Origin of the sequence: Undibacterium sp. Ji83W, assembly GCF_049340385.1 — a bacterium.
In the GTDB taxonomy this organism is placed as follows: domain Bacteria; phylum Pseudomonadota; class Gammaproteobacteria; order Burkholderiales; family Burkholderiaceae_D; genus Undibacterium.
This window is the reverse complement of sequence record NZ_JBMPOZ010000038.1, coordinates 1-24,341: the sequence shown is the minus strand read 5'-3', so window position 1 is coordinate 24,341 and position 24,341 is coordinate 1. Positions and strand designations below refer to the sequence as shown.

The window sequence follows — 24,341 nt, the reverse complement described above, 5'->3', positions numbered from 1 at the left end:
AATTTACCAGCAACATTGAAATATATTCAACAGAATTTTCATCAAAACAGAGAATTTTATACATCCTTATTTACCCATCCACTTCTTTAGAAAACACTTTTTCAATGCTGCCCGCTCCTGCGGAGTACGCGAGACGATGTCTGTATATGCAGCCTGCACGCCATGCGTACGATTACGCTACGCTAATCATACCTACACACTACACGCCTGGCTGTAAAGTTCTGTAGCAATCAAGAAATCCACCGTCACTCTTGATGGCGAATGATGCTATTTCTTGCCGTGTCCAGATCGCAGAATAAGCATCATCGACAACTCCGGGCAAGATACCGATGAGCCTCAGCGCGAATGCACTGGCATCATTCACACCTTTGTTGGCACTAGACCTGCGCATCTCAATTGCCAGCGATACGCCTGGCATACCCTGTAGTGCCTCCGTGACGCTGGCTATATTTTCAGGCTCATACTCAGTGAGCATGTCATCATAAAAATAAATAGTCAGGGTATAGTCTTCTCTATCCGGGTATCGCCAGGTTGGCTTTATATGCTCAATGGGTAGCGCCATCTGCTCAACTGCGTCAGCTACAAGCTGACGGTCTTCTGTACGGAAATGGACAATGATGGATTCGGCCACGGTGGATGTTCTGCTTTTTGTTTTAGATATAGTGCATTCGCAGTGTTTTTTTAGAAAAAATTGGCGATTCACTGTTATTGAAATGGCGACATGATATGCAGGCGATTCCTACCACACTGGCTACTGCCGGGCTTATTTCTTTTGAATGAACAACTCCGATGAACCGTCATTCAGCGAGTTATCCGCATCAAAATGCATGTGATGCCCAGCCGGTATTCCATCTTGTGCCAAATTGAGCAAGTGATTTGCCAACGATAATAGTCCTTCTTTATTCGCTTCTATTAACACAGCACCGTTTTCAATACGAATACCTATATCGAACAGGTTCGTCCATTGATATTGCATGCCCTTGTTTGCATCGTATGCGGGTACATCTATCTCGACTTTCACCAAACAACTCCTATTCAATTCTTAGTTACGATTCATGAGCGCAAGCGCATCTCTGCAAGCCAGGCCAGCATTTTTTCTATGGTGGCTTTGATCTTGGCCTTTTCCCGGTCATTCAAGATATTATAAGCGCCCCTTTCTTCAGCCTTGGCCGTGGCAATACGCTGCCATCCTTGGCGCAAAATCGCCCATTCGTCTTCACTGAATTGGGCCTGGTACTCTGCCTTCTCTTTGAGCATATAGTCTTCCAGCGGCGAACTTTTACTCTCGTAGTAGTCCAACATATTGGCTGCCATCCATTTCTCCCTGGACCACCCCTGCGCCACTTCGTCAACTATTGTCTGCCACGCTACCCGCTTGACGAGTAATTGCCTGATCAAGTCCAGGTCTGGATGAGATAATTCCTTGCTTTCTTTGCTGTCACCCTTGACAAGTTCTGCGACATCTTTGTTCCTGTGCCAGATCAGATCATGCGCCTTCGACTGATCAGATAAATATGGATAGCAACGAACTTTTCCATGTTCTTGCAGGATGGCTGGGACATTGTCGGCGTCCATATGCGAATCGGGGCCAAAGCGATAATCGAGATAACCGAAGATTTTCAGGTATTCAATCGATCTCAGAAAATTTTGCCGATTCAAAGGAATCTCGCCATTAGTGCCAGGACCAAGTTCGGGATTCAGAAAGAAAATAAAATTTTGCCCGCGCAGGATCAGTCCTTTGTACCAACTATGATCACCCATCACATAGCGACAGAAATGTTCAATCTGCTCCGCACTCGGCATGGGCAGTGACGCAATCTGGGCCAGGTATTCATCAAATGGCCTTGCGGACGGGCAAGTGGAATTAACGCCAGAAAAACAGGGGGCAGGCTCTTTGCGCAAGCTCATTTTTCTCTCATTTATTTGATTAGTCCGGTTGCGTTGTAATGCACCTTAATTGCTATCATACCTGCAAGAACTAAAAACTATTCCTCAATGACGCGGCAAGTGATGATGGGGATGAACGCGGGGTCGGCAACTTTTGGGTCTGTGGATACCGGGGGTACAAACCAGGCATGGCCGTCGTAGATATCGATCAGCTTGAGTTTTTTCATGGCCTTGGGCAGCTCAAGCGGTGTTTCTTGCATGGTATCCAGAGCCACCAGTGATTCACGTCCTTTGCGCTCCTTGTTCTTGTACATAGGTTTGAGCAAAAGATGTCTGGCATCTGCACAGAGATGGCCGTAGCAGGGTTCGTCAAGACTGAGCAAGCTATCGGTGGCATCGGTGGCAATGCCGTTTTGGTCGACGCGCAGTAGCCTGGAAAACTGCATGCCGGTCCTGAAATGTGGCGCGTCGAAGCCTACGCCGTACATCAAATATCCTTGTCCCGTCCAACTGGCATCGCTAAAACAGGTATAGCCTGACACGTCAAAATAGTCACCGTATTTGACTATCATCGGTGCACGACCTTCATCATTGAACTGCCATTGAGCTGTTTTGGCGGCCACGTCTATGCTGAGGTGAGCGAGATAGTTAGATACTTCGCCTCCCACATTGGAATAAAAAACCGGGAGGCCACCGCCAGCCGTATAACCACAAGCAACAGGCAGGAAATTTGCCCCCTCATCGCCAGAACCCTCTACTTGATCTTGATATTTGAAAGACCATTTCTTCAAACGGTTCGCGATCGGGATTTCGATGAAATCGCCATCGAAATCGTCCAGCAAGTAAATCTTTTTGTCCAACAACAGCAAGCCTGTCATTTCGCCCCATTTGAAGAGTTGGGGGAACCATCTGAACGGGGCTTCGCATTGCTCATTCGGGGTCTCTGCGTAGCCATGCAGTTCTTCGATGAACTGCTCTGGTATCTTGCGCTTGGAGACCACGCCTTGATGGATCTGCACCAACCATTGCTTACTGCACAGGCATACCAGACGCCCATTGTTGAACGGCAGTGACTTGAAGATAGACCATGCCTCGCTTGCTACCTCCAGGCGCATATCCAGTTCTGTCGTTTGTGCGTCGGTGAATTGCATCATGGCGTTATCCTTTTTAGCTTACGCAAGAGAGACGGGCTTTTACTGCTGCCGTATGGTACGTAAGATCTGCAGTTCATGCTATCTGATTTGGAGAAAAAGCAGCAGATGCGACCTGAGAGGAGATTTTTTGGTGACGGCAGTGCTTGTGGTGCAAATCGTCTGCCTACATGTCGCCGTGTCGCCATGTCCATGACGGTGAATCGCCAGTCCATTCAATGATGTCATGCCTTTTTTGGCCTGGCTGCGTGTGTCACCTGCACCCCATGTATGCGATTATGCTACGCTAATTTTATCTACGCGGGCTTATTCGTTCAGGTCTTTGTCTGCCATATCGTGCACCGCTGAAAGCCGCGATGACAGCCGTACGCGCGCGACGATACCGCAGATGATTGCGCACAGCGCAAAAAAAATGAAGCCTATTCCACAAACAATAAACAGCATGGCAATACCTGTGGCGCAAACAAATTCACCATTCTTGCTTTGCTCATGCGCCCAGACAGAAAATTGCCAGTATTGGTAAACTCCAAAAAATATGGGTAGCAAGGACATCATGCCCAACACCCGGGACCAACCGCGCCATGTTTTAAACAAATTCGCCATTTTTCATCAGATATTTTATGTGCAACCAAACGGGACTGAGCGGTTTTACCACGCAGCCTCTTTGAATGTCAGGCCAGCTTCAAAAAAACTTCTCGCAGAGTTTAGGGAATAGTGTCTCCAGATCGTCTTCGTCCCAGTCGGTTCCAGTGGGGTCACCATGGTATGCGATAGCATGCTTTGGGAAGTCCTTGCTGGTCTTTCCTGTTTTTTCTTGCCAGACCTGACGAGCGATATACTGAAAACCCTCTACCTGGCAATCACCATCTTCGTCCCTGACGACGTCAGCCAGAGATTCGGGGTCCAGCAAGGCTGCCTCATAAACCTTTTCACCTCTGGATATCAGCCAGCCCCTGAAGTCCATGAAACCATCATCTGAGCACCCGCCGCCTATCAGGTAGGCCGCACCCCACAAGCCCCAGTCGTAGGCCCGGTTATGGTATTCGCTGAAGATACGGTCAAAAGCAACGATGTCGTCTGGTGTCAGTGCAGACACGGCTGCGCCCAGGGTGTCAATTTGTTGTTCTGCATCGTCTTTGGCGGCAAGGCGTGATGCGTCTATCAGTGTCCAGAATGTCGTGTTTTCCATAGCTAATCTGTTTGAATGATGGGCGATTGATGGGTGATTGATGGTTGATTTAATGGGGATGCCAGCATGCAGTGTGAAAAACATCGGCATCGATTCCCACTTGAGGGGCATTATCGCGCAATCATCTGCATGGCACCATGTGTACGTGATTCACGGCGCAAATATTTTTCCGATGATTAGAAAATCCCATGCGGCGCATTGCAATGCACCTCCCGTTACGGCTACATCACGGTGAACATGCTTGCTGGGGTGATCGCAAGATTCGGTGTGCTTTTTCGGTGGGGACAGATATTTGCGGCGATATTTCTGGCGCATGGGTGACTTGGCAAAACCAGAAACAGCACATCAAAAAAGCACGCATGTTTTTATTCAACATCGCCACCCACATTGCACCGCAGGCTGCATCCCGGACCACATCACAAACCCACAAATTTAGAGGGTAAATTCTAATTCCCCCGCTGTTTTGCCGATGTGATTCACACAGAAGACGATTGACAAAAAACCTGTATCACTAAAAGCATTTTTGCCTGTTTTTTTTACATAAACTGCTCAAAAAAATGCGCAAACCAGCACAGGACCATGGCCAGGATATGCTTTTTTTGAAACGGGTTTGTTGCAATTTCACAACCACTTTCCCCTGCCTGACACATACATTTTCAGTAATGAAAGTATATCTTTTCCTCTATGAAAATAAGTTTTCATAAATTTCAAGGTAAATGATAAAAAAAATTTGTCTATACATAAACACTTATTGCTTTTGACATATTGTTAAAGAATGTCAATAATCTGCCTCTGTTACAAAATGGCAAACTGGTATTAAAAATTATCGGTGCCATGAAAAAATTCAGCAGTGCCAATAGTCTTGCACGGCGGTTACCGTGTGCAAGTGGTCTTACTATTGCCTGCAAGAATTGTTATGCAGGGAATTTGATCAATTACCTGCATGGCAATATGGGACGAAGGGCGAGCCTCGCGCAGCTTGCCTGGGTTCTCTGGATGTAGGGTTTAGACGGTGCGGATACACCGTTTTTGTCTGTGCATCCATCCCTGTTTTGGGAAGAATGGGGATGAGTATTTAGCTGGACCGGCGCCGCCAACAAGCACCGGTCACATACTTCGTATCAAAAAAACAAGGAGAGAAGTAATGCGTATCAGTTGTAATCTAAAACTAGCAGGTGTCTCCATGGCTTTGGCCATGCTGTTCGACACAGCCCAGGCAGCAGAACAATGGGCGCCGACAGCAACCAAGGCAACCAGAGTGCCAGCGACCGTGACTGCAAAGTCAGCACCCACATTGATGCAGGCGGGTTCGCCTACGCAAGTGGTGGTCGCACTTAAACTGCGCAATAAAGCTGAACTCGATACCCTGACCACGGGCATCCTGAGTGGTAAAAATGCCAAGACGATTTCCACCGCAGAATTCATGTCGCGCTATGCACCGACAGCAGCACAGGTGCAGGCAGTGGTGGATCATTTGAAGAGCAGTGGTTTCGTCAACATCTCGGTGTCGGATAACCGCATGCTGGTCACAGCAGACGGCGCGGCAGCGACGGTGAAGACAGCCTTCAATACCGACCTGCAAACCTATAACGTGGATGGCCGCACTGTGCATGTCAATACGACAGATGCACAGATACCGCAATCGTTGTCGGACACGGTGCTGGCAGTACATGGTCTGCAAAACTTGCATACCTATCGCACGCACCTGGTCAGGCCGAATGCCAACACGCTGGCCAGCACGGGGCATAATCCTACCGAGTTTTCCAGCATCTATAACGCCAGCGGCTTACCCAGCGCAGTGAATGCCACTATCGGCATCATCACGCAAGGCAGCATGACGCAAACAATCAAGGACTTGAACACCTTCACCAGCCGTGCCGGCTATCCTACGGTGAATGTGCAGACGGTCACGATAGGTTCGGCAAGTTCTGACACTGCCGGTGTTGGTGAATGGAATATGGACACGCAAGATGCATTGGCAACTGCTGGTGGCACGATCAAGAAAATGGTGCTGTACACGGCCAATACCTTGAGCGACGCCGACATCACTGCCGCCTATAACCGCGCTGTCAGTGACAACGTGGCCAAGGTCATCAATGTGTCTTTGGGCGAGTGTGAAAACGATGCGGTCAATTCTGGTGTCCAATCCAGTAATGATCAAATCTTCCAGACTGCGGTGGCACAAGGCCAGACTTTCTCGGTCTCATCCGGTGACTCTGGCGCCTACGAATGCGGTGGCCCTGGTACGTCGCAAAGCTATCCATCGGTATCACCTTATGTGATCTCGGTGGGCGGTACTTTGCTCAATACGTCCGGTAGCACCTGGGTATCTGAAACAGTGTGGGCATGTACTACGGCAGCCAGTTGCCAGCAAAGCGCAAACGGTGGCGCTGGTGGCGGTCCATCCCTGACAGAAGCAGCACCTAGCTGGCAAATCAGTTCCGGCGTTTTGGGTTCTGCAACCAAACGCGGCACGCCAGATATCTCGTTCAATGCTGACCCTGCCAGTGGTGCTTTGGTGATTGTCAATGGTTCCAACCAGCAGATCGGTGGCACCAGCCTGGCAGCACCTATCTTCACCGGCTTTTGGGCACGTGTACAGTCGATGAACAATAACAGTTTGCCTTTCCCTGCTGCTGCGATCTATCAAAAAGCAGCCAGCACGCCAGGCATGTTCCACGACATCACGTCCGGCAGCAATGGTGGTTATACCGCCAAGGCAGGCTGGGATTATGCCAGTGGTTACGGTAGCCTGAACATGGCCAACTTTGCAAACGCCATGGGCTCGACACCACCACCACCAAATGTGCTGGTCAAGGATGTACCTATCACCGGCATCAACGTAGCTACTGGTGGCAATCTGGTATACACCTTTGCCGTACCATCCGGTGCGACTAACCTGACGTTCAAAACAACGGGCGGTTCAGGCGATGCTGATCTGTATGTACAAGTGGGTTCTGCTCCAACTACCACGACCTACCTGCAAAAATCAGATGGCTCTACCAGCACTGAAACCATCACTGTGGCATCTCCAACAGCAGGCACTTACTATGTCCTGTTGAATGGCTATACTGCATCCAATGGCATCAATCTGGTAGCCAGTTACCAGACTGGCACACCACCAAATGTGTTGAACAATGGCGTACCAGTCACAGGCATCAGCCTGGCATCTGGCGCATCATCGGTCTACACCTTCGTGGTACCTGCTGGCCGCCCATCCGTGACATTCAAAACCAGCGGTGGCTCTGGCGATGCTGACTTGTATGTCAAACTGGGTTCTGCACCAACGACATCGTCCTACCTGCAAAAATCCGACGGTGCCAGCACCAACGAAAGCATCACCGTCAATTCACCTGCAGCAGGCACTTACTATGTGCTGATCAAAGCCTACAGCGCGATCAGCGGTGTGACTTTGCTGGCGACGGACTAATGCTGTATTGAGCATGTCCTGATGTTGATTTAAGAAGTAACGGCATTAAGGTCCCAGGGTGAAACCTGGGGCCTTATTTTTTTGTGCTTGCGTATACACGCGACTTCAAGACCCCTCACCACAGAGACACTGAGACACAGAGGGGTCACAGAGAACGACATCGTTCACATACTCAGGATCACAGAAAATGGATAAATGCAGGGCGCATTATAATGCACCTCCCGTTACGGCTACGGCACGGTAATATTGTAACCCGCTTGTTATTGCCGGGCAGATGTGGGCGATTACGCAACGCTAATCGCTTCTCCGTTACTAATTGGTGCACACGGCGCATCCTATTGGTTAACTGGCTTTTTGTGGCGATAACAAAAGTGTGCGGATGCAAGCAACGCCACGGGATTCCAGCCTGCGCTGGAATGACGATTTTAAGCTTACGGCTGGATTAAACTTGAATGACGAGGAAGTCCAGGCCGAATTGAAACCGGGAAGACAGGAATGCACCTGAACCATAATAACGTCATCCCAGCGCAGGCTGGGATCCATCTGCGCAAGATCCGTTTGCATGGAATAATCAGCAGTTGCAAGGTACGCCGTGCGCTCCACCCGGATGACATGAATGAGAACAACCGGTGCGCCGTGCGCACCCTACAAATACACAAGCACAGCAACACGATGCAAGCAAAGGACATGCATGTTACAAACGAATTTTTCCATAGAAACCAAGTACGACCATGGTGGCGGCTATGGCATCAATGAAGGTGAATTGCTGTATGCCCTCAGGAAAAAAAGCAAATTATTGATGCTGAATATCATCACCTATGACACATCGCTCTGGTCTGTTATGGTCAGCCTGTTTTTCTGGGGGCCGGTACTCTGGGGGCTGATGCTGTATCCGGCTTTTGTCATCCTGTCTCTCATACTTCGTAATTTTATCGAGATTTCAAATTCGTCTGTCAACATGTATGCGGTTTTATTGGCTTATGTGACGGGCGTCTGGCTGAGCTTGCGCAAGCAAACCCCGATACATGATTACCGCACCAGGAAACAGCATGTCGGCACCAAGACCCTGCATCTCGATTGTTCGCAGAGCATGCTGGTGGCGGAAGAAATCTATCGCTTTGTACCAGGAAAAAATTGGGTCGTATCGGTGCCGTTTGAGCACCTCCATGCCTGGGTAGTCTGGCATGAGGCAAATAAAGAATTGGCGGATGACGACACCTATTTAGACTCGGTCAGTATCTATTTAAGACTCAGGCGCAACAGCGGCCTGGATATGGACTGGGTCAAGAAAAAGATCGGTGACCCGGTTTTTTATCATCAATACGATCGCAGCAATGCCGCGCAGCATGCGCATGCCAAAGAAAAATTTGATGAAGTCATGGCTTTATTGGCGACTTGCCAGATCAGACAGAAATAAACTACGGCATGTAGGTACGAATAGCCCCGCGTATTCGCACGCATGATTTAGTGATGGTTATTGATATTTTCAATCTCGACATACGTGCGATTACATTACACTAATCGCGCCCACGCGGGCTAAGGCATATCTCGCACAACCCGAAAGCTGACACTGTAGCTACGGGCTTGCGAGTCGTTTGAATTATGATCATCAACTCGAACAATATATGGGGGACTTTGATAGGAGCCGCCTCGTATAATCCGTTTTGAACATTGCCCATCTTCGATCCACGCGCTGCCATCAGTTGGTGCGCCAACATATCCATCGTGCCAACAATCTTCAATCCATTGCCAGACGTGTCCTAACATATCGTGCAGTCCAAATTGATTTGGGGCAAAACTTCCTACAGGAGCTAGTTTAGTCTCATTCCAGCGATCACCGCAGCAGTTAGCATTGTCTTTACCAATTTTATCTCCCCAGTAATATGCCGATGTAGTGCCGGCGCGCGCCGCGTATTCCCACTCCGCCTCGCTAAGCAGGCGGTAGTGCCTGCCTGTTTTTTTTGAGAGCCAATCTGTATAATTTTTTGCATCTTGCCAGGTCACGTGCGCAACTGGCATCCTTCCACGTCCCCAAGATGATGCTTTGGGTCTGTACCCTCCACAGCCTCCATCTGCGACACAAACATCCCATTCACCATACGTTACCGAATACTTTCCGACGGCAATCGGCTTCGCTATGTTGACGCTATGTGCGGGAGCGATGTTCGAAGCGGCCAAAATCGAAATATCAACGGTTACCAAGCCGGGCTCTATGTTGGTGGCCGACTCACGAGAATCGCTTCCCATATTGAAACTACCTTTGGGAATGACTACTAATTCAGGGCACTTAAGGCAATCTCTAAAAGAAGCTCCTACACGTGAAGAATTATGCCCATTTACAGGGTGACTCGAAGCCGAGTCCAAACTGAAGAAAACCAATAACAAAGTCATTATTGTTTTCAGGAATTTAGATACCAATAGTAAAACTGAGGAATGAAAAGTCATGGACGCTTTACGCCTTTGATTGCTGCAGTAAAACTCTGCAAATGAATTATCGGGAGTGAGAAAAATTGCAAGCCACACGATTTTAATTTTGCGCCATTGTAATGCAATGTTGGCTGATTACAAACAAACACTTTCGGCTGCCCCACCCCTTATTCCTCGAGAAAAACAAGCAACAACCCGCTTCTTTATTGCGATAGATGCCTACCTATAAAATTAGCCAACGAATACAAATCCTATTCATTTAAGCCCGAATAGATAAGATTAGTGCAGCGTAATCGAACGCAAGTTCACGACTCCCGAAAATGGATAGTCGTAAGGTGCATTGCAATGCACCTCCCGTTACGGCGACGTCACGGCCATTTCATGATTAGCATGTTATTGCGAGGCAGATGCGGGCGATTACGCTTTGCTAATCGCCCCTAAGTCGCGGCAATCTCACCTCCTATTATTATTCCCACGCACAGGGAAACAAGATAGTTACAGATGTCTGCCCCTCCCATTTACCCCCAAAACCCCGCCAAAGTCACAATAAAACGGCACCACCGCCGTTATTCTATGATTAATCCCAAAAATTGATTACACTCATAAACTAGTGGACTGTAACAATGAAATCGAGAGTGAAGAACATGTGTCCGGCGCATCAGGGCAAGGCCGGGGCTGAACAAATCAACACAGCGATAGCGGGGCTATCGCGGGTATTTGCAACGCCGCCATGATCGTCGTACACATGGCAGGCACTCCGATTTTCATTGTTGCAGTTCACTATTATTTTTGCGCTATTTTCTTGATTTCTACCTGAACCCGCACCATAACGTGAAGCCCGCCATCGAGCCTGTCAACAAATTTATCGTCTGTCATGAATGCGACCTGGTTTGCATTGATGTGCCGCTGGTGACGGGTGAGGCTGCCAGTTGCCCGCGCTGCCGGGCCACGCTGTACAGAAACGGCAGGGCCAGTGTCGACGTGGCGCTGGCATTGGCTATCACCACGGTGATATTGCTGTTGCTGCTCAATAGCTTCCCGCTGTTGTCGCTCAAAGTGCAGCAAGTCACGCGCGACACGACACTCTTGCATGCGGCGCTGGCGATGTGGGATGACGGCATGCATATCCTGTCGCTGCTGGTGATGATCACCACCATACTGGCCCCGGCCATGCAAATATCGGTGGCCATCTTTTTATTATGTGTGCTCAAGTTTGGTGATGCCAAACGTGCACTGGGTGCACCTTTGCGCCTGTTACAAACCCTGCGCCCCTGGAGCATGATAGAAATCTTCATGCTGGGCTTGCTGGTGTCGCTGGTCAAGCTGCAACATATGGCCGATATTGTCATTGGCCCTGCCCTGTGGTCATGCGCCTCGTTGATCTTTTTTACGGCAGCACTGACGTCGGTGCTCACGCCGCGCAATGTCTGGCTGTGGGCGCATGCGGCAGATGATAAGGTAAAAAATACGGAAGACAGCAAGGTAGAAAATAAAGTAGATAGTAAGTCTCTACCTGCCGGGGTGTCGCATGGCTGAACACGAATACCGCCACATCCCCGCGACCAATCTCGCGGGCCAGACGGGTGCTGCAGTTGGCCTCATCACTTGCGACATTTGCGAAACCCTGTGCTGCAGTAATGATGATGCCGCTACCCATTGCCCGGTGTGCGGCGCGTCGCTGCATTTGCGCGACAAAGACAGCCTGACCAAATCGCTGGCTTATCTGGTGGCGGCGATGATATTGTATATCCCCGCCAACCTCTTGCCCGTCATGCAGACCAATACCATCTTTGGTACGCAGAACGACACCATCATGAGCGGAGTGCTGGTACTGTTATATTCTGGCTCATGGCCGCTGGCGCTGCTGGTGTTCTTTGCCAGCATCGTCGTGCCTTTGCTCAAGCTGTTTTCGATCAGCCTGCTGCTGTACACCTGCTCGAAAAAATCTGCCTGGAACCCTTTGCAGCGCACGCAGTTGTTCCGCATGATAGAGGCCGTGGGGCGCTGGTCCATGCTCGATATTTATGTTGTGACGGTGCTGGTAGCACTGGTGCAGTTTCAGTCGCTGGCGGCGATACACCCCGGCGGTGGCGCGCTGGCTTTTGGTGCTGTGGTGGTGTTGACGATGTTGTCGGCACAAAGCTTTGATTCACGTTTAATCTGGGTAGCAAAGACGCATGAGTGATCCAACTTCAGAAAAACCCGGCAAGCCCCGTGCAGAAAAACCTGTGGAGGCTGTCGCTGCCACTAATGCTGCGAATGCCGCCGATACTGTTAATACAGTTGATGCGATAGATGCCATGGTACCCGTCGTCAAGGTCAAGCCACAGCGCCGCCTGCCCTCCTTTATCTGGGCCGTGCCCATCATTGCCGCCCTCATCGGCATCTGGCTGGTGGTGCAAAGCGTTACCAGCCAGGGGCCGGTCATCACCATCACCTTTAAATCAGCCGAGGGGCTGGAAGCGGGCAAGACCAAGCTGCGCTATAAGGATGTGGATGTCGGTCATGTCAAAGCCATCGCCCTGTCGCCAGACCGCAAACGTGTGCTGGTCACGGCGCAACTGATCAAGAGCGCATCAGACATCCTGGCCACCGACACCCGCTTCTTCATCGTCAAGCCACGCATTTCTGGCGGGTCGGTCTCTGGCCTGTCCACTCTCTTGTCCGGCAATTACATCAGCGTCGATGTTGGCAATGCTGCTGATACCACCAATGAATTTACCGGGCTGGAAGAACCACCCCTGATCAACCGCGATACACCGGGCCGTGAATTTGTCTTGCATGGCGCACAGACCGGCTCAGTCAATTATGGCTCGCCCATCTTCTTCCGCCACATCAATGCCGGGCACGTCACCAAGTTCCAGCTTGACCGCGATGGCAAGGGCGTCACCATCCGCGTCTTCATCGATGCGCCGTATGATCAGTATGTGACTGAAGACACCCGCTTCTGGCATGCCAGCGGCGTCGACATGCAGCTAGATGCCAACGGCCTGCGCGTCACCACAGAATCACTGACGTCATTGATCGAAGGCGGCCTCGCCTTCCAGGAACATGATGATGCCCTGCCAGGTGGCAAACCCGCGTTCGAGGGTTCGGTCTTCCCCCTGTTTGAAGACCGCGAACATGCCATGCGCGCGCCAGACACCAAGGTGCGCAACGTCCTCATGTACTTCCCTGAAACCATGCGTGGCTTGTCCAAAGGTGCGCCTGTTGATTTGCGTGGCATCGTCATCGGCGAAGTCAAATCCCTGGGTGTGGAATTTGCCGAGAATGGCCGCCTGCCGCGCTTCCCCGTCGAAGTCAGCCTCTACCCGGACCGCCTCAAATCCCGCGTGCGCACAGGTGCCCGCCTGCCCGATGATGATACTGAAGCCAAAGAAAGATCGCTGCTTGACCACCTCATCGCCCGTGGCCTGCGCGGCCAACTGCGCAGCGGCAACCTGCTGACTGGCCAGTTGTACATCGCTCTTGATTTCTTCCCCGATGCCGCCCCCGCAAAGATGGACTGGCGCAGCGACTACCCCGTGTTGCCCACCGTCGGCGGCGGCCTGGGTGAAATACAAGACACCGTGGGCCGCATCGCCAAGAAGATAGACAAACTGCCTTTCGACAAAATATCCGACGAACTCGTGCAAGCCCTGGGCAAGCTCAACACGACACTCGCCAGCACAGAAAAACTGGTGCGCCGCCTGGATGCTGAAGTCACCCCTGAGCTGACATCCACCCTCAAAGAGGCACGCGGCACCCTCAACAGCGCTAACGCCCTGCTGACAGAAGACGCACCGCTGCAACAAGACATGCGCGAATCACTCAAGCAAGTCGCCAAGTCCGCCCGCGCCGTCGCCAACCTCGCCGACATGCTGGAACGCCATCCCGATGCCCTGGTGTTTGGCAAACAAAAGGTAAAACCATGATGCGAAGCACACACGTCCTGACGATTTCCCTGTTTACCCTGCTGCTGGCCGCCTGCGCCACACCGCCAGTAGAACACCTCTACCGCCTCGACTACCCGCTGGCCAGCGCCAGCCAGGCCGAGCCGCAATATCAACTCGTCATCGCCACCGTCAAACTGCCAGAGGCCGTGAATCGCCAGCAACTCGTCATCCAAAAGTCCGCCACAGAATCCATCATCTCTGACGAACAACGCTGGATCGCCCCGCTGGACGAACAACTCACCCTCTCCCTCATCGCCCACCTGCGCACCCGCCTGCCCGACGCCTGGCTGTCATCCGACACCGGCATCAGCGCAGGCATCGCCACCACCCACAACAACAGCCTGCCCCGCTACCAGGTCAAAGTACAAGTCGACCAGCTACTCATCAACAGCGGCGAGCAACTCACGCTGGAAGCCAGCTGGGTCGTGCTGGACGGCAGCCGCAAACTGCTCAAGCGTGAACATAAAGTGTTTACCGTGCGCCTGAATGGATCAACTTATGAAGCCGTGGCACCGGCAATGTCAGAAGCGGCCAGGCAGTTGGCAGAACAGGTTGGGGTGAGTGTGACTGGCGTGCGCAAGTAAGGTCAATGTGCAAGCTCGTAGTTGCGATTATCGGAGCGCGATAGTACGAATATCAGCTGCGGATTCAAATTTTTATAATCACCAGAATGAATAATTACCAAATGTTATACAGTGAAATTGGTCTCACGAGCGAAATAATTGGCCTGGCAACTGGAGCTATTGAAATCCCAAATTGCAGTACTGAGCAACCTGCACGTTGTTACGGTTATCCACCAGCGCTGATCCCATTTTGGAGTGATCCAGACGGAATGATATATACAGGATTGTGGAAACATTGGTTTGGTGACAGGACGCCATGCTTCGTGAAAAATTATGTCAATGTCTTTTACCGGTCAAAAGAGATTTCACGTTCACCTGAACAACTCCTAAGATACTTGATTAATATAGAAATTTCGCTAGCCGAAGAGATTTCTCCAGAAATTTTGTCTTTTGCTCAAACATTAGGAGTGAGAGATATTGCACTAATTGACGAAATTTCTCAAACCCATGGCGATGCACCAAGAGGACTTCTTAACTTGCCCGATTTTTTTCAAAATGCCCCACTAAGTTGTTTTTCTGACCCTAGTACCTATTCAGGTGACTTCCCTCATATTGCAATGAAGCTCACAAGCGACAGTATGCGCAATACATGTTCGCTAGAATTAAATGAAACTATCGAAAACACCATCCGTGCCCACGAAGATTGCCCTATGTGGTACAACAATTATAAAAAGACCGAACTATTTTCTTTTTTTATGGACCAGGAACGCCTTGCCGAGGCCTGGTTCACACTAAACTCTAACGGTTGGCTGTTTGCAGATGTTTACAAGGCACTGGAAAGACTGGCCTCTGCGCATGATGATCCGATTTTCCATATGATGGTGAGTGCTTGGTGCTCTAAAGACCAAGGGCGCTATAAAATAGGTTACTAAATGAGCGTAAATACGATTAGCAATCCATTCTCGCAAATCAAACATCCCCTATTTTTTTGTCGTCGTTGCCTGCTCATTAGCAGTGCTGACAGCATCCGGCTCATATTCAAACATCGCACGGGCAACGGCCATCCCCCGCTCTCGATCTAAGGCAAATGCCGACAGTGCCAGGCCATGCCTTGACGCATTTCTTCGCTTCAACATTAAAAGTTCTTCTTGCGTAAGTTCATCTGCTTTACCAGAAGCGATCCCTGCCCTCAGTTTCTGTGATAGTGCTTTTTCTGGTTCCAATTTATATGCGGCTATGGCTTCCCGTGCCAGCTCTGTTGAGAGATAATGTTTTAGATAGGGTAAGGCCGCATCTTCTATTACAGTATCCGGTATCAAGTTACGCTTGGCACAAAGGTCAATCAAACGAGAATTGACTGAGAATTGAGGATTCTCTCTGCAAGTTGATTCGAGTTTCCCGCGGTTAATTTCGGCAAAATGCAATACGCGCATCAGCTCTCGAAAATCACGATCATTTTGCGCGAAAGCACTGGTAAAGGGTGCGCCCAACAGCAAGACAATAGCAAATCGACCAACAAAATATTGCATAGCGCAAACCTTAGTTTATTATTGCCCGGAGCAGACTGGACTCAGAAGCATGCCATTGTCCGCAAGTTTATAAATGTATGAATGTTAGCGCATTAATCGTCTCTAAAAGCGCGGGAGCAGGGGCACTGCCATGAAAATAGTCATTCTCGTCTTCAGTTTAATGTTAAGCACTATCGCCCTGCTATCCACATTTGTTAGCGCACCAGCATATGACATATTGTTTGTGATAGGTTCGGCTCTAGCTGCGCTGGGCTTGACAGGATTTATTTACCTTGGCCGGACTGCGGCGAAATTTCGCGTATATTTTTACGGATTTTGTATCTTGCCTTTATATGTATTATTAAATATCCTGCTCAGGGCTGTCTGGGGAATTCGTATTTCGGATTTTCTGACATGAGATTAACATCCATATCTGTCCCAAAAACGTAAATTTTATGATCTAGAATCAACTCCAGCCATGACAAATACCAGAACTTTATCCGGCAAGGACATACAAGACCTGGCCTTGATTGAACAGGCCACCATGGATAGTGAAAACCTTGAAGGAAATGATCTGAAGGCGCGCCTGGATTTTATCGGCAACATACTGCAAGAAAATGTTGTACGCTTGCAGTTGGATGAAGAGATCAACCACTTGCTCACGTTTGCCCGCTGCACAGCTTGCGAAACCCTGGCTCAGACTGTCAGAGAAAAGCATTATTCCTTAGGTTGTTGGGGAGCAGAACCCCGTCGCCATTATCAACCAAATTTTCTTTTGAAGATCAACGGTATGAACCGCCAATCTAGTATTGTTTACCCATTGGAAAAGCAAAAAATCGGCATGGCGATGATTGTTTTAGCCCACATGAAGTGGGACCCAAGATATTCAACAGGTGCAAAAAAATTGTCGCACTATATTGAGGAAAATAAATTGTGGACGCAGGAAGATGAGGAACATCTTTTTGCGTAAACATCTGTTAAATATTCGAAGGACTCATCATGCATGAGTGGATTAAATTGACGAGCCGTTGGGGTGTAGAAAAGAAAAACCCGGTGCTTGCTGATCTTAAAGAAGTGCTCAATGAATTATTTGCTGCGGATAAAGATGATGAACATCCAGACGCTTGGCTGGAATGCGGTAGCGAGACTGGCCCGCTTTATGTAGTCTCTATATTTTCAAGTGGCTGTGCAGTATTCACCAAATACAGCGATGCAGACATGGGGGAGGAATTGCAAAAAACAAAAATGGATGACATCAATCTCGAATCTGGTCTGCGCTTATGGACAAATCTTATCGAAGAAAATCATGAAGAAATTCCATGAGAATTTACCCGGGTAGAAATTTTCGTTTTAGATGTAGGAAACAGCTTATGACAGAAGAAGTAGATCAAATTTGCTCCAAGTGCTCTCATGTAATCGTAGTATCACATCCTCCAAGAATCGGAAACATATTTTCTGTGAATAACGTAAACCACTCTATTGATATCTATACTCACGTCACTTGTCCAAATTGTGGGCATAAGGAAATCAGAAGAGACATCAAATTTTTTGGAATAATAGGGCCCAGGGCATTGAGAGCCTTAGTTTGTTTTTTTATCTTGATCATGATTATTTTTATCTCTCATGATATCTGGTTAAGTCTTAAATAAACAAACTGCAAGCATAGGTACAATTAGTTTCTGTGGTTACCGTCAAGTTTTCATACCTACGTCCTGACCCCGTGCCTTCGACGACCGAAGCAGCCCCCATCGTCTCAATCTAAGTTGTACTAACTCAGAATTGACATGAGCGGCGGGCCAAAGGCACGTCCGCTCGATGGAAAGGGTCAGTGATCAGTCTTCAATCACGCTGAACCAGGCGAAATGGGAGACCTTGCGCAGTGCCATTGCCATTGCCAAGCAGGATTTCCGTCCCTTTGTCATCATAGGCAATGCTCTGCGCGGCGAGAGCTGTCCTGGCTTGTGACAAAGACGACACTTCAACCGTCAATGAACGGAGCGCTTCTTTCTTCCCTTGAGCAAGCCGGATGACGGGTCCTGATGATAGTGTGAATGCACCGGCCTCTTGCTCAATTGCCGACGGAAGAAGATTCTTCCACCGCGCCCTTGCTGCCTGCAAGTCGGGTGTCTCAATCAGGACTTCCTTCACTCCCACGAGACCAAGAGGCCCACCTTTGAGTTTCTGTAGCTCGTCGTGCGCGGCAGTCTGGCGGAGCTTGGAGTCGAAGTGGTACTCACACACAAACAGCCAGGAATCGCCAGGTCCGATTCCGTTGATCCTGACGTTGGTCCACAAAGCCTGCGTCTTGCCGTCACGATATGTGGTGAACGGCTCTGCCGGACCATGCGCAATCTGATGCTGCTCAAGTTCCACAATGCTCGCGGCCGCCGACTTGAGTGGCTGGAACGCGATACCTGCGAGGCGCGGGCTTTCTGGCGCAACGCCTCCCAAGGCAGCAAACTGACCAAACTCAAGGACGACATTGCCGAAGTAGAGACCGCCGCTGCTAAAAGGCCCATATTTCACCATCGGCCAAATGACTGGAACCTGAAGCTGGTTCGCGAAGAGCTGGAATGAGTCGTCGGTCGCTTTTTGCTCAATCAAGATGTGATCAATTCGAGAGACCATCGCATCGCCGGACGTCTGAGCGGCCATGGCGCCCGCACTGTAGCAGGCGGCCAGCAATAGTAGCAGCGGACGAAGTGACATATTGTTTCCTTGTTGGTTAACGTGCCAATTAAATATGGCAAATCGGCAATATATCATGAGACACTGCGACATGACACCTTAGTTTCAACGTGCGTACTTTTCGGCTTAGCTTTGCCAAGCAGGTTCTCACGAGGGGGACAGATATTCGAACTGCCCAGCAGTTACGCCGCCATGCTGATCCCATGCGGCGCATTACAATGCGCCCTAAGTCCTGACATTAATCACATCGCAGCTATTTGCTATCACCCGCAAACCCGTCATGCCGGACTTGATCCGGCATCCAGTGTCGTGGAATTTTGGCTTTGAGTTTGACTTTGGCCCCTGCTTTGCAACAGACATTTGCAGCGAGACATTCCTGAATACCGGTGCAAGTGACCAACGCAAGCCGCTGGATGCCAGATCAAGTCTGGCATGACGGTTTGGAGGTTTTCAACTTGAGCACGGAATAAAATATTTCAGCTTTTGAAAATATCCGTGACGTAGGGCGCATTGCAATGCGCCGCATGATAACGACGCGCACCGGGTAGCATACTTGTCTCAAGTAGCCGCGTGCTGGAAAAAATCAAGCATGCGCTTTTAACGCACATACGGCACCACAATGCGCGCTGTGCTGCATCCCACCTATTTCCATACACTGGTTTCCCGCGCTGACTGATCCTTGTAGTCATAGACATCGACTATCTTTGTCAGCTCACCAGACCAGCCGCCGAATTGACCTTGATGTTTTTTATTAAATCTCGCGATGATGGTCGCCGTTTTTTTATTGAATTTTTCGAGAGCTGCCAGCTTCTTAAAGATTCTCTCCTGATCGGCATCACTTGCAGAGGGGCCAGAATCGATATTGATCCAGACGCAGTCCTTGCTGGAAACTTCGACCGGGTAAGGGCAGACGGCCATCTTTTCTGAGCCAACGAAAATATAGCCTGTCACGTTCACCAGCTTGCCGTGATAGCGCTCTGGCGTCGCAATCAGATTGATCAGGGACAGATCCAGTACCTGTTCAGGGGCTTTAGCCGTCGCCCCGGTGGCCAGAAAAACCGCAGCCGCCAGCAGGCAGAAGGGTAACAGGGATCGACAGGAGAATTTAGTCACGGTCATAGATTATAGATAATGGTGGGTAATTTTGCGCGAGTTTAATTGCGCTGGCATTCTGAATTTGTCAGACGCAGCAGGACTGCACGCCTGCTGCGTCTCTTCATTTCTTCCCGTATTCAAAAAACTCAAAGCTGTTTCAAGACGCTTTGCATTTGCGACAGCCGCGAGAGTTCCTGGTCTGCATATTGCCATTGCGGATAATGAATGCGGGCGCGTTCATTGAACCACAGCTGGCAACGTAGTGCTGCCAGCGCTTCGTCGAGAATGTCGGCATCTACCTGACCGGCAATTTTCAACTGGCCGAATGCAGTGGCAACTCTTGCCCGGCATTCTGACTGGAGATAGGTTTCGTGCATCTTGTCTTCTTCCAGCCATTCATTGATCACCTGCGCTTCTGCGCGTATCAGCTTGTCAGGCAGGCCAAAATCCCAGTCGTCCAGCAACTCTTCTAAAAATTCTGATACTGGTTTTTTATTGCCATGCTCACGATACCATTCTTCAAGGCCAGCCAGGGTATCGTAGCCGTCGTCACTACCAAAGGGGCTGAAGTCATCGGTGCAATCGTAATAAAAATCTTCTGAGGCAAGTGCCACGAATGCTGGATGGCTCGTTTCGCGGGCGGTGCCTTCTTCTTCATCATCAAAGTAGTATTTGGTTTTCATCTATTTATCTTCGCTTAACTGTATTAGTTTCTTGGCCACCGTTTTTTCATACGGCAATTATGCGACGGCAATCGCAGTTACGTAGGTACGAGTAGTTAAGACATGTCTCTACCCGTGCCTACGCCCTCTTATATTTCAAGTAGGTGATGTCGGAGTCAAGTTGCCATCAGCCAGCAGAGTGATATGCATTTCATCGGTACTGGCATTCGGGGCGATCAGGTTCAGGCCGAAGCGGTCATCATAGGGAGAACCATAAACGCCGCCGCGGGAGAACGTGATGCCGTTTTGCCCGCCTGAGTTGGCGCTGATGACATTGCCATAGACACTGTAATAGTTATTATTGGGCTGCGCCGGTGCATATGCCAAGGTGGGGTTTTGCCACCATTCATAACTGCTCAGGCCAGACAGTGCTGTAGGCGGGCTGGTGGTGGACAAGGTGCTGCTGCCGATAAAACCGCAAGTCATGCCTTCAGCAAAATCACCCGTGGCCTTGAGCAAGGCAGCGGCATTGACGTTGGCTGTGCCGAAGTCATTATTCAGGGCGTCCCAGCCGCTTTGCGTCACGCTGATGCCCGCACCCGTAGTGGCCGCCTGGTAGATGAAGTTGGTCATATACAGGTTGCCGCCAACCAGGTCGTCGGCGGCAATGCTGACTGACAGATTGTTATAAATGACGGTGCTGCCACCGGTCGATGGCGTGGCGTTGACATAGCCAGAAAGTTGCACGCTATAGGTACCATTCGGGTCACTGGCGCCAGAAGGCACTGTCACCTGCGAGACGGTAGCGGTGAAATGGTAATCGAGGTTATAGCTGGTGCTGGGTGTCACCTGGGTGGCCACCGAGGTGGACAAAAAGCCAGCCGAACCCGCTCCACCCGGGTTTTGTCCCGGTGCCAGATTGGTCAGTTCTGTGACCACGCTTTTACTGCCATAGCTTGTGAACAGGTTTTGCAGGTAGGCATTGAAGCCTGGGTAAGGGTTTTGCACTGTGCCATCGGGGAACAGGTTGGTGCCTATCGCCCGCAAGAACAGACCATCGTTATCCAGGAAGACTGCGGTGGTGGAAGTGCTCCCGGAAAAACCGGACACGGCAGCCAGGGCATTGAAGGTGCTGGTGGTATCGAGCGTGTTGCCGACATACGTCTGTGTCGTTCCATCCTGCAAGAAAGCCAGTTCAATCGAGCCGCCATATTGCGAGATATTGGTGATGTCTGCACCGCCGGTAGTGCCGTCATAACTCACTTCAAAGATGGAATAACGAGGTGTTGCTGCACTCAGTAGATTGGGCTGCGTGCCGGTGGCAAGTTGCGCAATGCCCGTTGCGGTGCCGTAAGAAATAAAGCCTATCAGCGAAGTCGCCGAGTTCAGCACCAGGCCATTGGTGGCAATATCCTGCAGGCTGTATGCGGGCGAAGTGCCATAAGACTGCCCGCCTACGGTCAGGTTGCCATTGACAAAGTTGATGGTTTGCGCGCTGGTGCCGCTGCCATACACCATGTCAGAAGCCGCTGCAGCAAAGCTGATGAATACATTGGAAGCGGTGAGTGCCGGGTTGTTCAGTTGGGACATATCAAAGGTGACGTTCATTTCCATATCCTTTTGCAAGTTTGTGAGTGATAGAGATAAGGTATTTGCCTGACTTGAATATCTGTATTTCTTAGCGCCCGGTATCTCTACTTTCGGCGCATTCCGGCACATCCCGGCACATCCCGGCATGCTGCCTGACAGTGCAGCAGCCGCTAACACCAGCACGGGCTTATATACATTAGCGCATCAAAAGAATGATCACAAGAACAATTTTTTAATGCTGGTGCAGCACAGCCGGGGCAACCCGGGACAAGCATTCCTGCGGGCAATCAAGCCAGCAAAGGTGCAGTGTTGCGGCTTGAATCGCACACATCCCGGATTGCGCATCTTCCATCATCTGATATGATCATGCCGCTTTATTGATCGTCGAGAGAATGCTGCAGCAGTGGCCTGCCATGCCAGCTATTTATTTTATGAAGGAAATGACTGGTGTACGCATTCAATTTCACAGCGAAAGACCATCAGAGCCGCACTGTCACCGACAGGGTAGAAGCCAGCTCCATCGAGGATGCTTATGACAAGTTGGAGAAACAGGGCTTTCGCGATATCAGGGTGATCGACAGCAAGGAAACTGCAGTCAATCTTGACAATGCCGACTCCCGGCTGCGACTAAGATTGAGTGCCGATCATGCGCTGCAACTGCAAAAGCAATCCAGCCTTGCCGTCAGACTCACTATGCTGTATGCACACAATGCCGGAATCTGGGGGCCTTTACTGGTATGGTGGGCGATAGCAAATGCTATGCGCGGCAGCCAGAGCGTTGCAGCCCTGATACCCGTGATGTTATTTGTAGCCCACCTGATCTGGTTTATCTGGGCAACGACACCCCTGGTTTTATATGATCGTGCTTTGGATGCTGGCACATGGCGGCGCTGGGCTGATATGGAGCGTACGATGCGTTTTATTGCGCGCTGGAAGTCATGGTTCAAGACGCCATTTCCTGAGCACGAAATTATTTTTCGCCTGGCCACTGCCGAAGCCGGTCAAGGCCGCCTGGAAGCGGCCCTGGCACGGGCCGCAGTATTAAAGAACGACCAAACGTTGGCTCCTGGCTTTTATGAAGGAAGACTTGCCTCGGTTTATTTTGCGGCTGGTAAATTCCAGGAAGTGGCGATCACCCAGCAAGCTGCGCGCAAAATTAATCCCGGCGCTGCAAATACGGTGGATCTGGCCGTGACACTGGTGCGCAGGCTGGACAATACAAAAGGGGCGGCCCTGCTGATGGCAGAGATTGAAGATGCCAAACTGTCAGATTTGCAGCAAGTGATTGTCCTGTATTGCCAGGGCTTGATCCGACTCAAAAATGACGAAGCCAAAGAGGCACTGGATTTGCTCACTCGCGCCATGGAACTCAGCAAAGACTTTGGCTCACCCAGCATGAAATATTTTGTGGTTGAAATCCAGGCCCACCTGGCACTGGCATTATGCGCCTGCAAGCGCCATCAGGAAGCCATCCCGCACTTCTCTGCATCACGCCCTTTTTTAGAGATATGGAAAGATACAGACTTGTTGCGGCTATGCGATTTGGCGCAAGCTGGTGGGTAGTAAAACACGTGATGATGTAGGTGCGATTAGATTCTATGGTTCCCGTCAAGTTTTTATCGAGATGAGATGAGAATTAAAATCAACGCCGTTCTTGATCAAGCTAAAAGCAATTCGCAATATTTTACGGGCGATGATCATGATAGCGGCCGTTGAGGGCCAGCCAAGTTGCCGGTAATGTTGATACACAGGTGCCCAAACCTTTGATTTTGCTGCTGCCATGCCAGCGTTAAATAGCAAGCGGCGCCCTTCAGCAGGGCCTCGCTTGGACAACCTCCTGCGCCCACGTTTCTGGCCAGAGTCACACGGACGCGGATCCATGCCGACAAATGCAACGACAGCATCACTGTTTATGAAGCGGACACGGTCAAATAGATTTGCCAGCCAGGAGCTGGTTAATAACCCGACGCCTGCAATGGATTGCAAGCGACAGACTTGTTCGGCCCGGCTGGGAATGTCCTTATTCAATCTGGTAATTTCCTGATCGATTTGCTTGAGTAATTCTGTAAAGCTATCTAAAAGCTTGACTGCCTTCACTTTTAGTGACGGCGCTCCATCACAGGTCAGGCGTAAAGCCGTCTTCAGAGAAACAATTTTAGCCCTGCGTTTAAGCAGCTCATCCATCGTGCGTTGCTCCGGCGTAGCCGGTTCATAAC

At 50.2% G+C, this 24,341-nt stretch carries 25 protein-coding genes; 12 read left to right on the top strand and 13 right to left on the bottom strand.

Annotated elements, in window-relative coordinates; translation table 11 throughout:
- Positions 1 to 199: 199 nt before the first annotated feature.
- The 6 genes from ACO0LD_RS30780 to ACO0LD_RS30755 form a co-directional block, all read right to left on the bottom strand.
- Positions 200 to 631 (bottom strand): hypothetical protein, encoded by a 432-nt coding sequence (locus ACO0LD_RS30780; RefSeq protein WP_423013184.1) that lies wholly within the window; start codon positions 629 to 631, stop codon positions 200 to 202.
- A gap of 132 nt (positions 632 to 763) precedes the next feature.
- Positions 764 to 1,021 (bottom strand): Imm32 family immunity protein, encoded by a 258-nt coding sequence (locus tag ACO0LD_RS30775; protein WP_423013182.1) that lies wholly within the window; start codon positions 1,019 to 1,021, stop codon positions 764 to 766.
- 32 nt (positions 1,022 to 1,053) lie between these two features.
- Positions 1,054 to 1,908: a hypothetical protein gene (locus ACO0LD_RS30770; RefSeq protein WP_423013180.1), complete on the bottom strand. Its 855-nt coding sequence runs from the start codon at positions 1,906 to 1,908 to the stop codon at positions 1,054 to 1,056.
- A gap of 77 nt (positions 1,909 to 1,985) precedes the next feature.
- On the bottom strand, positions 1,986 to 3,041 hold the full coding sequence (locus ACO0LD_RS30765) for a hypothetical protein (RefSeq protein ID WP_423013178.1): 1,056 nt from the start codon (positions 3,039 to 3,041) through the stop codon (positions 1,986 to 1,988).
- Positions 3,042 to 3,344: 303 nt separating this feature from the next.
- Positions 3,345 to 3,641 (bottom strand): hypothetical protein, encoded by a 297-nt coding sequence (locus ACO0LD_RS30760; protein ID WP_423013176.1) that lies wholly within the window; start codon positions 3,639 to 3,641, stop codon positions 3,345 to 3,347.
- A 79-nt stretch (positions 3,642 to 3,720) separates the two neighbouring features.
- Positions 3,721 to 4,311, bottom strand: coding sequence for a DUF4240 domain-containing protein (locus ACO0LD_RS30755; RefSeq protein ID WP_423013174.1), 591 nt, complete (start codon positions 4,309 to 4,311; stop codon positions 3,721 to 3,723).
- Positions 4,312 to 5,371: 1,060 nt separating this feature from the next.
- Between ACO0LD_RS30755 and ACO0LD_RS30750 the strand changes: the two genes are divergently transcribed.
- Together ACO0LD_RS30750 and ACO0LD_RS30745 are read left to right on the top strand one after the other, a co-directional pair.
- Positions 5,372 to 7,657 carry a protease pro-enzyme activation domain-containing protein gene (locus ACO0LD_RS30750; protein ID WP_423013172.1) on the top strand — a complete coding sequence of 762 codons (2,286 nt, stop codon included), beginning with the start codon at positions 5,372 to 5,374 and terminating at the stop codon, positions 7,655 to 7,657.
- Positions 7,658 to 8,348: 691 nt separating this feature from the next.
- Positions 8,349 to 9,074 (top strand): hypothetical protein, encoded by a 726-nt coding sequence (locus ACO0LD_RS30745; RefSeq protein WP_423013170.1) that lies wholly within the window; start codon positions 8,349 to 8,351, stop codon positions 9,072 to 9,074.
- 119 nt (positions 9,075 to 9,193) lie between these two features.
- Here the strand turns inward: ACO0LD_RS30745 and ACO0LD_RS30740 are convergent, their stop codons facing one another.
- Complete coding sequence (locus tag ACO0LD_RS30740; RefSeq protein ID WP_423013168.1) at positions 9,194 to 10,102, bottom strand: formylglycine-generating enzyme family protein; 909 nt, start codon at positions 10,100 to 10,102, stop codon at positions 9,194 to 9,196.
- A gap of 813 nt (positions 10,103 to 10,915) precedes the next feature.
- Between ACO0LD_RS30740 and ACO0LD_RS30735 the strand changes: the two genes are divergently transcribed.
- From ACO0LD_RS30735 to ACO0LD_RS30715, 5 genes are all read left to right on the top strand, one after another.
- Positions 10,916 to 11,620, top strand: coding sequence for a paraquat-inducible protein A (locus ACO0LD_RS30735; protein WP_423013166.1), 705 nt, complete (start codon positions 10,916 to 10,918; stop codon positions 11,618 to 11,620).
- Complete coding sequence (locus ACO0LD_RS30730) at positions 11,613 to 12,269, top strand: paraquat-inducible protein A (RefSeq protein ID WP_423013164.1); 657 nt, start codon at positions 11,613 to 11,615, stop codon at positions 12,267 to 12,269. The genes ACO0LD_RS30735 and ACO0LD_RS30730 overlap by 8 nt, the downstream gene beginning before the upstream one ends.
- Complete coding sequence (locus ACO0LD_RS30725) at positions 12,262 to 13,998, top strand: intermembrane transport protein PqiB (RefSeq protein ID WP_423013162.1); 1,737 nt, start codon at positions 12,262 to 12,264, stop codon at positions 13,996 to 13,998. Before ACO0LD_RS30730 ends, ACO0LD_RS30725 begins: the two co-directional genes overlap by 8 nt.
- Complete coding sequence (locus ACO0LD_RS30720) at positions 13,995 to 14,603, top strand: PqiC family protein (RefSeq protein ID WP_423013160.1); 609 nt, start codon at positions 13,995 to 13,997, stop codon at positions 14,601 to 14,603. The genes ACO0LD_RS30725 and ACO0LD_RS30720 overlap by 4 nt, the downstream gene beginning before the upstream one ends.
- Before the next feature lie 86 nt (positions 14,604 to 14,689).
- On the top strand, positions 14,690 to 15,514 hold the full coding sequence (locus ACO0LD_RS30715) for a hypothetical protein (protein WP_423013158.1): 825 nt from the start codon (positions 14,690 to 14,692) through the stop codon (positions 15,512 to 15,514).
- Positions 15,515 to 15,562: 48 nt separating this feature from the next.
- Here ACO0LD_RS30715 and ACO0LD_RS30710 read toward each other — a convergent pair whose 3' ends face one another.
- Positions 15,563 to 16,111: a hypothetical protein gene (locus ACO0LD_RS30710; RefSeq protein WP_423013156.1), complete on the bottom strand. Its 549-nt coding sequence runs from the start codon at positions 16,109 to 16,111 to the stop codon at positions 15,563 to 15,565.
- A gap of 130 nt (positions 16,112 to 16,241) precedes the next feature.
- Between ACO0LD_RS30710 and ACO0LD_RS30705 the strand changes: the two genes are divergently transcribed.
- The 3 genes from ACO0LD_RS30705 to ACO0LD_RS30695 are packed head-to-tail and all read left to right on the top strand — an operon-like array spanning position 16,242 to position 17,413.
- Positions 16,242 to 16,508 (top strand): hypothetical protein, encoded by a 267-nt coding sequence (locus ACO0LD_RS30705; RefSeq protein WP_423013154.1) that lies wholly within the window; start codon positions 16,242 to 16,244, stop codon positions 16,506 to 16,508.
- A 60-nt stretch (positions 16,509 to 16,568) separates the two neighbouring features.
- Positions 16,569 to 17,060 carry a hypothetical protein gene (locus ACO0LD_RS30700; protein WP_423013152.1) on the top strand — a complete coding sequence of 164 codons (492 nt, stop codon included), beginning with the start codon at positions 16,569 to 16,571 and terminating at the stop codon, positions 17,058 to 17,060.
- Positions 17,061 to 17,089: 29 nt separating this feature from the next.
- Positions 17,090 to 17,413: a hypothetical protein gene (locus tag ACO0LD_RS30695; RefSeq protein ID WP_423013150.1), complete on the top strand. Its 324-nt coding sequence runs from the start codon at positions 17,090 to 17,092 to the stop codon at positions 17,411 to 17,413.
- A 516-nt stretch (positions 17,414 to 17,929) separates the two neighbouring features.
- On the opposite strand, the gene ACO0LD_RS30690 is transcribed toward ACO0LD_RS30695, so the two are convergent.
- The gene (locus tag ACO0LD_RS30690) at positions 17,930 to 18,799 is read right to left on the bottom strand and encodes a hypothetical protein (protein WP_423013148.1); all 870 of its coding nucleotides are present in this window, start codon (positions 18,797 to 18,799) and stop codon (positions 17,930 to 17,932) included.
- Positions 18,800 to 19,058: 259 nt separating this feature from the next.
- On the opposite strand from ACO0LD_RS30690, the gene ACO0LD_RS30685 reads away from it, so the two are divergent.
- The gene (locus tag ACO0LD_RS30685; protein WP_423013146.1) at positions 19,059 to 19,214 is read left to right on the top strand and encodes a hypothetical protein; all 156 of its coding nucleotides are present in this window, start codon (positions 19,059 to 19,061) and stop codon (positions 19,212 to 19,214) included.
- A 206-nt stretch (positions 19,215 to 19,420) separates the two neighbouring features.
- Here ACO0LD_RS30685 and ACO0LD_RS30680 read toward each other — a convergent pair whose 3' ends face one another.
- The 3 genes from ACO0LD_RS30680 to ACO0LD_RS30670 all read right to left on the bottom strand — a co-directional run bounded on the left by ACO0LD_RS30680 (position 19,421) and on the right by ACO0LD_RS30670 (position 22,143).
- Complete coding sequence (locus ACO0LD_RS30680; RefSeq protein ID WP_423013144.1) at positions 19,421 to 19,897, bottom strand: hypothetical protein; 477 nt, start codon at positions 19,895 to 19,897, stop codon at positions 19,421 to 19,423.
- A gap of 122 nt (positions 19,898 to 20,019) precedes the next feature.
- Complete coding sequence (locus ACO0LD_RS30675) at positions 20,020 to 20,556, bottom strand: MolR family transcriptional regulator (protein ID WP_423013142.1); 537 nt, start codon at positions 20,554 to 20,556, stop codon at positions 20,020 to 20,022.
- 135 nt (positions 20,557 to 20,691) lie between these two features.
- Positions 20,692 to 22,143 carry a hypothetical protein gene (locus tag ACO0LD_RS30670; protein ID WP_423013140.1) on the bottom strand — a complete coding sequence of 484 codons (1,452 nt, stop codon included), beginning with the start codon at positions 22,141 to 22,143 and terminating at the stop codon, positions 20,692 to 20,694.
- Positions 22,144 to 22,572: 429 nt separating this feature from the next.
- Between ACO0LD_RS30670 and ACO0LD_RS30665 the strand changes: the two genes are divergently transcribed.
- Entirely contained in the window at positions 22,573 to 23,688 is a 1,116-nt protein-coding gene (locus tag ACO0LD_RS30665; RefSeq protein ID WP_423013138.1) for a hypothetical protein, read from the top strand.
- Between the two features lie 45 nt (positions 23,689 to 23,733).
- On the opposite strand, the gene ACO0LD_RS30660 is transcribed toward ACO0LD_RS30665, so the two are convergent.
- A partial coding sequence (locus ACO0LD_RS30660; protein WP_423013136.1) for a transposase occupies positions 23,734 to 24,341 on the bottom strand: 608 nt, incomplete at its 5' end.

Coding starts and splice junctions, on each gene's coding strand:
- ACO0LD_RS30770 (WP_423013180.1), bottom strand. CDS start 1,908: ATGAGCTTGCGCAAAGAGCCTGCCCCCTGTTTTTCTGGCGTTAATTCC.
- ACO0LD_RS30765 (WP_423013178.1), bottom strand. CDS start 3,041: ATGATGCAATTCACCGACGCACAAACGACAGAACTGGATATGCGCCTG.
- ACO0LD_RS30760 (WP_423013176.1), bottom strand. CDS start 3,641: ATGGCGAATTTGTTTAAAACATGGCGCGGTTGGTCCCGGGTGTTGGGC.
- ACO0LD_RS30755 (WP_423013174.1), bottom strand. CDS start 4,311: ATGTTTTTCACACTGCATGCTGGCATCCCCATTAAATCAACCATCAAT.
- ACO0LD_RS30750 (WP_423013172.1), top strand. CDS start 5,372: ATGCGTATCAGTTGTAATCTAAAACTAGCAGGTGTCTCCATGGCTTTG.
- ACO0LD_RS30745 (WP_423013170.1), top strand. CDS start 8,349: ATGTTACAAACGAATTTTTCCATAGAAACCAAGTACGACCATGGTGGC.
- ACO0LD_RS30740 (WP_423013168.1), bottom strand. CDS start 10,102: ATGACTTTTCATTCCTCAGTTTTACTATTGGTATCTAAATTCCTGAAA.
- ACO0LD_RS30730 (WP_423013164.1), top strand. CDS start 11,613: ATGGCTGAACACGAATACCGCCACATCCCCGCGACCAATCTCGCGGGC.
- ACO0LD_RS30725 (WP_423013162.1), top strand. CDS start 12,262: ATGAGTGATCCAACTTCAGAAAAACCCGGCAAGCCCCGTGCAGAAAAA.
- ACO0LD_RS30720 (WP_423013160.1), top strand. CDS start 13,995: ATGATGCGAAGCACACACGTCCTGACGATTTCCCTGTTTACCCTGCTG.
- ACO0LD_RS30715 (WP_423013158.1), top strand. CDS start 14,690: ATGAATAATTACCAAATGTTATACAGTGAAATTGGTCTCACGAGCGAA.
- ACO0LD_RS30710 (WP_423013156.1), bottom strand. CDS start 16,111: ATGCAATATTTTGTTGGTCGATTTGCTATTGTCTTGCTGTTGGGCGCA.
- ACO0LD_RS30705 (WP_423013154.1), top strand. CDS start 16,242: ATGAAAATAGTCATTCTCGTCTTCAGTTTAATGTTAAGCACTATCGCC.
- ACO0LD_RS30700 (WP_423013152.1), top strand. CDS start 16,569: ATGACAAATACCAGAACTTTATCCGGCAAGGACATACAAGACCTGGCC.
- ACO0LD_RS30695 (WP_423013150.1), top strand. CDS start 17,090: ATGCATGAGTGGATTAAATTGACGAGCCGTTGGGGTGTAGAAAAGAAA.
- ACO0LD_RS30690 (WP_423013148.1), bottom strand. CDS start 18,799: ATGTCACTTCGTCCGCTGCTACTATTGCTGGCCGCCTGCTACAGTGCG.
- ACO0LD_RS30685 (WP_423013146.1), top strand. CDS start 19,059: ATGCCGGACTTGATCCGGCATCCAGTGTCGTGGAATTTTGGCTTTGAG.
- ACO0LD_RS30680 (WP_423013144.1), bottom strand. CDS start 19,897: ATGACCGTGACTAAATTCTCCTGTCGATCCCTGTTACCCTTCTGCCTG.
- ACO0LD_RS30675 (WP_423013142.1), bottom strand. CDS start 20,556: ATGAAAACCAAATACTACTTTGATGATGAAGAAGAAGGCACCGCCCGC.
- ACO0LD_RS30670 (WP_423013140.1), bottom strand. CDS start 22,143: ATGAACGTCACCTTTGATATGTCCCAACTGAACAACCCGGCACTCACC.